4 protein-coding genes are annotated in these 7,634 nt (G+C 69.1%); 2 read left to right on the plus strand and 2 right to left on the minus strand.

Translation table 11 applies throughout. The annotated features are described in order from the left end of the window. Window positions 1-233: 233 nt before the first annotated feature. The gene (locus ACTS11_RS06395; RefSeq protein WP_442639502.1) at window positions 234-2,681 is read right to left on the minus strand and encodes an ATP-dependent helicase; all 2,448 of its coding nucleotides are present in this window, start codon (window positions 2,679-2,681) and stop codon (window positions 234-236) included. Window positions 2,682-2,809: 128 nt separating this feature from the next. Here ACTS11_RS06395 and ACTS11_RS06400 point away from each other — a divergent pair, with 128 nt between their 5' ends. After that, window positions 2,810-3,973 carry an alpha-hydroxy acid oxidase gene (locus ACTS11_RS06400; RefSeq protein WP_442639503.1) on the plus strand — a complete coding sequence of 388 codons (1,164 nt, stop codon included), beginning with the start codon at window positions 2,810-2,812 and terminating at the stop codon, window positions 3,971-3,973. On the opposite strand, the gene ACTS11_RS06405 is transcribed toward ACTS11_RS06400, so the two are convergent. Next, entirely contained in the window at window positions 3,938-4,405 is a 468-nt protein-coding gene (locus ACTS11_RS06405) for a hypothetical protein (protein WP_442639504.1), read from the minus strand. The genes ACTS11_RS06400 and ACTS11_RS06405 overlap by 36 nt on opposite strands. Window positions 4,406-4,544: 139 nt before the next feature. Here ACTS11_RS06405 and ACTS11_RS06410 point away from each other — a divergent pair. Continuing rightward, window positions 4,545-7,634, plus strand: a 3,090-nt coding sequence (locus tag ACTS11_RS06410; RefSeq protein ID WP_442639505.1) for a pyruvate carboxylase, incomplete at its 3' end; no start/stop codon positions are given.

Genomic DNA, 7,634 nt, shown 5'->3' on the forward strand with positions numbered 1-7,634 from the left:
ATCAGGCGCGCCTGCGCGAGGCTGCGCGCCACGTCGATCTCCGTCGCATCGGCGGCGATCAGGGCGACGTGGTCCCGCACGCGCCCGGCATTGGGCTCGTAGATCAGCGTCTTCATCGGCTCCTCCCTTGGCGGCGGGCCCTCCCCGGCCCTTCCTCCGTCCCGATGACGTGCATGAGTTGATATTCTATCGCCGATCACACGCGAATGACAGACTTGAAATAATCCGCGAGGTCAGAACGGCACGTCGCCCGCCGCATCCGCCGAGACGAGGAAACGGCCCACGACGTGCTTTTCCCCCGCCTTGTCGAAGGCGACGCAGAGCTTGTCGCCCTCCACCGAAGTCACGGTCCCGTAGCCGAATTTCTGATGGAAGACGCGGTCTCCCGCCGAAAACGCGCTGACGGCTTCCGCGTCGATGGTGATGCCGCGCGATTCGGAGGGCTGGCGCAGGCCGTGGCGGCCCTGGTTCTCCTGCAGCCGCTTCCAACCGGGGGAGTTGTAGACATCCGCCCGCGCCGCCCGGTCGTGCAGGTCCGAACCGCGCATCATGTCGGCGACCGGGCTGGCCGAGGCGGACATGCCGCGCCCGTGGCCGTAGAGGCCGGGCGGCGTCAGCACCTCGACATGCTCGGGCGGCAGTTCGTCGATGAAGCGCGAGGGCATCTGGCTCTGCCATTGCCCGTAGACGCGGCGGTTGCCCGCGAAGGAGATCGTGCAGACCTCCTCGGCCCGCGTGATGCCGACATAGGCAAGGCGCCGCTCCTCCTCGAGGCCCTTGAGCCCGGTCTCGTCCATCGAGCGCTGCGAGGGAAAGAGGCCATCCTCCCAGCCGGGCAGGAACACCGCCGGAAACTCCAGCCCCTTCGCGGCATGCAGCGTCATCAGCGTGACCTTGGGCTCGGCATCGTCCTGCTCGTTGTCCATGATCAGGCTGACATGTTCGAGGAAGCCCTGAAGGTTTTCGAACTCCTCCAGCGCCTTCACCAGTTCCTTGAGGTTTTCCAGCCGGCCCGGCGCCTCGGGCGTCTTGTCGTTCTGCCACATCGCGGTATAGCCGCTCTCGTCGAGGATCGCCTCGGCGAGCTCGATGTGGCTGAGCTTGTCGCCGGCCCCCAGATCCTCGATCAGGTCGTCCGAGGCGACCGCCACCGCCCCCGCCATCATCGAGCGCCAGCGCCCCAGCGCCTCGAGGAAGGCCTTGAGCTCCTTCGCCCCCTTGCCGCCGATCGCCCCGTCCGAGACGGCGATATGCGCGCCCTCCACGAGGCTCACGCCGTTGGCGCGCGCGACCCGCTGGATCGTCTGCACCGCCTTGTCCCCGAGGCCGCGCTTGGGGGTGTTCACCACCCGCTCGAAGGCGAGGTCGTCCTCGGGGCTCACCACGAGGCGGAAATAGGCCATGGCGTCCCGGATCTCCATCCGCTCGTAGAAGCGGGGGCCGCCGATCACGCGATAGGGCATGCCGATGGTCAGGAACCGGTCCTCGAAGGCGCGCATCTGGTGCGAGGCGCGCACGAGGATGGCGATGCCGTCGGGGCTGATCGGGTCCATGCCGCGGGTGCCGCGAGCCATGGCCTCGATCTCCTCGCCGACCCAGCGCGCCTCCTCTTCGCCGTCCCAGTGGCCGATGAGGCGGACCTTGTGCCCCTCCTCGGCGTCGGTCCAGAGCGTCTTGCCCAGCCGCTCGCGGTTGCCCGCGATGACGCCGGAGGCCGCGGCGAGGATATGCGGCGTCGAGCGGTAGTTCTGCTCCAGCCGGACGACGTGGGCGCCGGGAAAGTCCTTCTCGAAGCGCAGGATGTTGCCCACCTCGGCCCCGCGCCAGCCGTAGATCGACTGGTCGTCGTCGCCGACGCAGCAGATGTTGGAATGCCCCTGCGCCAGAAGCCGCAGCCAGAGATACTGCGCCACGTTCGTGTCCTGGTACTCGTCGACGAGGATGTAGCGGAACCAGCGCTGGTACTGCGCGAGGAGGTCGGGGTTCTCCTGGAAGATGCGGATGACGTGGAGCAGGAGGTCGCCGAAATCGACCGCGTTCAGGTCGCGCAGGCGCTGCTGGTACTCGGCATAGAGGGCGGGACCGTGCCGGTTGAAGGCACCGGCCTCGGCGGCGGGCAGCTTCTCGGGCGTCAGCGCGCGGTTCTTCCAGCCGTCGATGACCGCGGCGAGCTGGCGCGCGGGCCAGCGCTTCTCGTCGATGTTCGCGGCAGCGATGAGCTGCTTCAAGAGCCGCACCTGGTCGTCGGTGTCGAGGATGGTGAAGTTCGACTTCAGCCCGACGAGCTCCGCGTGGCGGCGCAGGAGCTTCACGCAGATCGCGTGGAAGGTGCCGAGCCAGGGCATCCCCTCCACCGCCTCGCCCAGCAGGTTGCCCACCCGGTTGCGCATCTCGCGCGCGGCCTTGTTGGTGAAGGTCACGGCGAGGATCTCGTTCGGCCGCGCGGTGCCGGTGGCCAGCAGGTGCGCGATCCGCGCGGTCAGCGCGCGGGTCTTGCCGGTGCCCGCGCCCGCGAGCATGAGGACGGGCCCCTCCATCCGCTGCACGGCCTCGGCCTGCGCGGGGTTCAGGCCCTCGAGATGCGGCATCGGCCGCGCCGCCATCGCGCGGGCGGAGAGGGGAACACGCGCCGCCGCCTCGAAGGCGTCGTCGTCGTCGAAGGAATGCGGGAAGCTGCTCATGGTCCGATCATAGGGCGGATCGGGGCGCAGTTAAAGCTTTGTTCGCAGATTGTTCCCCATTTCGCGCGGGCCCCGCCGCGTGGCGGACCTCTGGACAAGACGGCGGTCATGGGGCTCTAGGTTCCGCCATGAGTCTCGATGCCCGATTCCCCGCGATTTCCGACCTGAAGGCGCGCGCGCGCCGGCGCATTCCCCATTTCGTCTGGGAATACCTCGACAGCGCGACCGGCACGGAGAGCGCGCACCGCCGCGGCCGCGAGGCCTTCGACCGCGTCCTGTTCCGGCCCGCCGCCCTCCGGGGCGAGATCGCGCCGGAGATCTCCACGACCTTCCTCGGGCGCGACTATCCGCTGCCCGTGGGCATCGCGCCCCTCGGCATGTCGGGCCTCGTCTGGCCGGAGGCGGAGATGCACCTCGCCCGCCACGCGGCGAAGGCGGGCATTCCCTACTGCCTCTCGACCGTGGCCACCCGCACGCCCGAGGACCTGAAGGGCGCCCATGGCGACCAGGGCTGGTTCCAGATGTATCCGCCGCGCGATCCGGGGATGCGCGACGACATGCTCGCCCGCGCGAAGGGTGCGGGGTTCCACACGCTGATCCTGACCGTGGACGTGCCCGCCGCCTCGCGGCGCGAGCGGCAGACGCGGGGCGGTCTCGTCCAGCCGCCGCGCCTGACGCCCCGGCTGATGGCGCAGGTGGCGCTCTGCCCCGCCTGGGCCATGGGCATCCAGGCGACCGGCATGCCCCGGATGCGGCTGATGGACAGCTATGCCGACCAGGAGAAGATGGGCCGCCTGCCCTCGACCGCGCATGTCGGCTACCTCCTGCGCGCGGCGCCCGACTGGGACTACGTGCGCGCGCTCCGCGAGCGGTGGGAGGGGCCGCTGATCATCAAGGGCGTGCTCGAGCCCGAGGTCGCGACGCAGGCCGAGGCCGAGGGCGTGGACGCGGTCTGGGTCTCGAACCACGCCGGCCGCCAGTTCGACGGCGCGCCCGCCAGCATCGACGTGCTGCCCCAGATCCGCGCGGCGACGCGCCTGCCTCTCATCCTCGACAGCGGGATCGAGGGCGGGCTCGACATCCTCAGGGCGCTGGCGCTCGGAGCGGACTTCGTGATGATGGGCCGGGCTTGGCACTACGCGCTCGGCGCGCTCGGGCGCGAGGGGCCCGCGCATCTCCAGGACATCCTCGCCAAGGACATGACATCCAACATGGCGCAGATCGGCGCGCGGCGGCTCGGGGACCTGGCGGGGCGGCTAGTTGGTGACCACGGCCTCCAGCACCCGGTCTAGCGGACAGCGCGCGGCGATCGTCGGATCGGAGGGCAGGTCGTCCTCGCCATAGGCGCGACCGCTGCGCAACCCGGCGCGCGCCGCCCAGCTCTCGAGGAAACCCGCCGGGCATCGCGCATACGCGACCCCGAGGTGCCCCGTCACGAGGCGCATTTCCAGTTCGTAGCGGCCCTCGGCCCCATCGGTGTCGATCAGCACGACGAGCGGCAGCTTGCCCGTGAAATGCGCGGCGAGCGCGGCCTGGTGGACGCTGTCGCGGACCGAGGCCGTCTCGTCCATGCCGACCTCGATGACGTGCGTGGGCGTCTCGCAATCCACGCGGATGTAGCGCGGGCGCTCATAGCCGTAGACCTCGAAGAACTGCCGCGATTCCGGCTCCGCCCCGCCGAGGAGCGAGCAGAGCAGCGCGATGTAGGTGGCTTCGGTCGGCATGGCAAAATGCTAACACTTCGTTAACGCACCCGCCACCGCGTTAACCTTTTGCCACCCGGCCTGCGTCCAAGCATCGGCTTGCTCGCGCCCCGGTTGCGGCCTACAGATTCTGCGTCTGCGAAAGGGAGTGCCGTCCGAGATGCCCGAATTCAGGAAGATCCTCGTCGCGAACCGGGGCGAAATCGCGATCCGCGTCATGCGGGCGGCCAACGAACTGGGCAAGCGGACGGTCGCGGTCTACGCCGAGGAGGACAAGCTCTCGCTCCACCGCTTCAAGGCGGACGAGGCCTACAAGATCGGCGAGGGGCTGGGCCCCGTCGCGGCCTATCTCTCGATCCCCGAGATCATCCGCGTCGCGCGCGACTGCGGCGCGGACGCGATCCATCCGGGCTATGGCCTCCTGTCCGAGAACCCGGCCTTCGTGGATGCCTGCGCGGCCGCCGGCATCGCCTTCATCGGCCCCAGAGCCGAGACCATGCGCGCGCTCGGCGACAAGGCCAGCGCGCGTCGGGTGGCGATGGAGGCGGGCGTGCCCGTCATCCCGGCGACCGGGGTGCTCGGCGACGACATGGACGCCATCGCGAAGGAGGCCGAGGAGATCGGCTATCCCCTGATGCTCAAGGCCTCCTGGGGCGGCGGCGGGCGGGGGATGCGCCCGATCATGGGGCCGAAGGAACTGGCCGAGAAGGTCCGCGAGGGCCGCCGCGAGGCCGAGGCCGCCTTCGGCAACGGCGAGGGCTACCTCGAGAAGATGATCCTGCGCGCGCGCCACGTCGAAGTGCAGATCCTCGGCGACCACCACGGCAACATCTACCACCTCTACGAGCGCGACTGCTCGGTCCAGCGCCGCAACCAGAAGGTCGTCGAGCGCGCGCCCGCCCCCTACCTCTCGGGCGCCCAGCGCGAGGAACTGTGCCTCCTCGGCAAGAAGATCTGCGAGCACGTGAACTACCAGTGCGCGGGCACGGTCGAGTTCCTGATGGATATGGACACGGGGAAATTCTACTTCATCGAGGTGAACCCCCGCGTGCAGGTCGAGCACACCGTGACCGAGGAGGTCACCGGCATCGACATCGTGCGCGCCCAGATCCTCATCACCGAGGGCAAGTCCCTCGTCGAGGCCACGGGCATCGCCAGCCAGTACGACGTGAAGCTCGACGGCCACGCGATCCAGTGCCGGATCACGACCGAGGACCCGACCAACAACTTCATCCCCGACTACGGGCGCATCACCGCCTATCGCGGCGCGACCGGCATGGGCATCCGCCTCGACGGCGGCACGGCCTATTCGGGCGCGGTCATCACGCGCTACTACGACAGCCTGCTCGAGAAGGTGACCGCCTGGGCGCCGACGCCCGAGGCCGCCATCGCGCGGATGGACCGCGCGCTCAGGGAATTCCGCATCCGGGGCGTGAACACCAACATCGCCTTCGTCGAGAACCTGCTCAAGCACCCGACGTTCCTGTCGAACCGCTACACGACCAAGTTCATCGACGAGACCCCCGCGCTCTTCGACTTCAAGCCGCGCCGCGACCGGGCGACGCGCATCCTGACCTACATCGCCGACGTGACCGTGAACGGGCATCCCGAGACGCAGGGCAGGCCCCGCCCCCGCGCCGAGGTGAAGGACCCGAGGCCGCCCGCGCTGCGCACGGACACGCCGAGGCTCGGCACCCGCCAGCTCCTCGAGGAGGGCGGGCCGGAGGCGGTCGCGAAGTGGATGAAGGAGCAGAAGCGCCTCCTCGTCACCGACACGACCATGCGCGACGGGCACCAGTCGCTGCTGGCGACCCGGATGCGCTCGATCGACATGATCAAGGTCGCGCCCGCCTATGCCGCGAACCTGCCCGAGCTTTTCTCCGTCGAGTGCTGGGGCGGCGCCACCTTCGACGTGGCCTACCGCTTCCTCCAGGAATGCCCCTGGCAGCGCCTGCGCGACATCCGCGCGGCGATGCCCAACATCATGACGCAGATGCTCCTCCGGGGGGCAAACGGGGTCGGCTACACGAACTATCCCGACAACGTCGTGCAGGCCTTCGTGAAGCAGGCCGCCGACAGCGGCGTCGACGTCTTCCGCGTCTTCGACAGCCTCAACTGGGTCGAGAACATGCGCGTCGCCATGGACGCCGTGCAGGAGACGGGCCGGATCTGCGAGGGCACGATCTGCTACACCGGCAACATCCTCGACCCCGACCGCGCCAAGTACGACCTGAAGTACTACGTGAAGATGGCCAAGGAGCTCGAGGCCGCGGGCGCGCACGTCCTGGGCCTGAAGGACATGGCGGGCCTGCTCAAGCCCGCCTCGGCCGCCGTCCTGATCCCGGCGCTGAAGGACGCGGTGGACCTGCCGATCCACTTCCACACGCACGACACGGCCGGCATCGCCTGCGGCACGATCCTCGCGGCCTCGGCGGCGGGCGTCGATGCCGTCGACTGCGCGATGGACGCGCTCAGCGGCAACACAAGCCAGGCGACGCTCGGCACAATCGTCGAGGCGCTGTCCTTCACCGAGCGCGACACCGGCCTCGACATCGGCGCGATCCGCGAGATCTCCGACTACTGGGAAGCCGTGCGCGCCCATTACGCCGCCTTCGAGAGCGGGATGCAGGCCCCGGCCTCCGAGGTCTATCTCCACGAGATGCCGGGCGGGCAGTTCACCAACCTCAAGGCGCAGGCGCTTTCCATGGGGCTCGAGGACCGCTGGCACGAGGTGGCGCAGATGTACGCCGACGTGAACCGCATGTTCGGCGACATCGTGAAGGTCACGCCGTCGTCCAAGGTCGTGGGCGACATGGCGCTGATGATGGTGAGCCAGGGCCTGACGCGCGAGGACGTGGAGAACCCGGAGAAGGACGTCTCCTTCCCCGACAGCGTCATCGACATGATGCGCGGCAACCTCGGCCAGCCCCCGGGCGGCTTCCCGCCGGGCATCCTGAAGAAGGTGCTGAAGGACGAGCAGCCGATCCTCGACCGGCCCGGCCTGCACGTGAAGCCCGCCGATCTCGAGAAGACCCGCAAGGAGGTCGAGGCCAAACTCGACCGCACCATCGATGACGAGGACCTGATGGGCTACATGATGTATCCCAAGGTCTTCACCGACTACGCGACGCGCCACAAGGAATACGGGCCGGTCCGGACGCTGCCCACGCGCACCTTCTTCTACGGGATGGAGCCCGGCGAGGAGATCGAGGCCGAGATCGACCCCGGCGTGCGCCTGGTGATCCAGCTC

The organism is Roseicyclus sp. (assembly GCF_052168335.1).
In the GTDB taxonomy this organism is placed as follows: domain Bacteria; phylum Pseudomonadota; class Alphaproteobacteria; order Rhodobacterales; family Rhodobacteraceae; genus Roseibacterium.